The sequence below is a fragment of the Mesorhizobium sp. P3_A9 genome (assembly GCF_056402975.1).
This window is the reverse complement of the sequence record NZ_JBFUGJ010000698.1, coordinates 1-1,208: the sequence shown is the minus strand read 5'-3', so window position 1 is coordinate 1,208 and position 1,208 is coordinate 1. Positions and strand designations below refer to the sequence as shown.

2 protein-coding genes are annotated in these 1,208 nt (G+C 52.2%); both read left to right on the top strand.

Annotated elements, in window-relative coordinates; all coding sequences use genetic code 11:
* Positions 1–785 (top strand): ATP-binding protein (locus AC1DX0_RS36095; protein WP_477359312.1); only part of this gene is annotated, 785 nt, incomplete at its 5' end.
* Positions 775–1,208 (top strand): response regulator receiver domain (locus tag AC1DX0_RS36090; protein WP_477359309.1); only part of this gene is annotated, 434 nt, incomplete at its 3' end. The genes AC1DX0_RS36095 and AC1DX0_RS36090, both read left to right, overlap by 11 nt.

Below are 1,208 nucleotides of genomic sequence, written 5' to 3'. Positions count from 1 at the left end.
GTCCTTACATTGGCGCGCTTGAAAGCCTGAAGGAAAGCATCGATCTTGAACACCTAGCGTCGTTTGGAATGGAGGAACTAAGCGACCTTCGAGTAGAGCTTGAACGACTCAACAGCCTAGCCCAACTTGGGATCGCTGTGGAGATCGTAGGGCATGAGTTGCAGGCCTACGATGATATCATTGGCTCGGCCCTCCGCAAGCTTCCCGACGAAGTGCGCAACAGCAAAGCCGTGCAAGACATTGAGTTCGGCTACGACGGCCTTACAGATCAGCTAAGGTTCCTATCGCCCTTGAGGCTCGCTGGGCAGCGCATTCAGCGTTGGATCACCGGCGCCGAGATCGGCGAATATCTTTCCGAATTCTTCAAACTTAATCTAGCCAAGAATAAGATAACTCTAGACGTTAGCGCCAAATTCCGATCTCTTCGGATCTACGATCAGCAATCACGACTCTACCCAGTGTTCATTAATCTGTTGAACAACAGCATCTACTGGGTGGGAACGGCGTCAGAGGGGGAGCGTCGCATATTGATTGATGTTATTGGTGACGAGGTTGTCATTTCCGACAGTGGTCCTGGGGTGGACCCCGAGGACGTAGGAAGCCTTTTCAGCCTTTTCTTCACAAAGAAGGCGCGAGGCGGTCGCGGGGTGGGATTGTATCTCGCCAGAGCCAATCTGGCAGCTGGAGGCCACAGGATACGATACGAGCCAGTCGTTGCGGAAATGCCGCTAAAAGGTGCCAACTTCCTTATTTCATTTAGGGGTGCTGAGTTCGATGGCCGGTGAACACTACTCGGCCTTTGTGAAAGAAGCTTTCGTGAAGCCGATTCGTTCGGTTTTGATCGTGGACGACGACTACCCCACTTTCGACGAAATGCTTGACGCCGAGATCGCAAGAAGTGAGCAGAGAGAACATCCGAAGACCAAGGATTGGTACAAAGATCCTGCTCGCATAAAGAAAGTCATCGCGAGCTTCAGAATTCCCGGGCGCGCTCTTCTGGTCGACATCCATGACGGCACAAACGTATCGTCGGGCGCAGAGGTAAAAATAGCTTCCCATCTACATCAGTCGGATCTTCTTGTTCTTGACTACCAGCTCGACAAAGCGAAACCCGGCGACGGGGCGCTGGCTATCGAAATCATCCGAAGCCTTATGCGCAATGATCATTTCAATCTGGTCGTCGTACACACAAGCGAAGACCTGGAGAT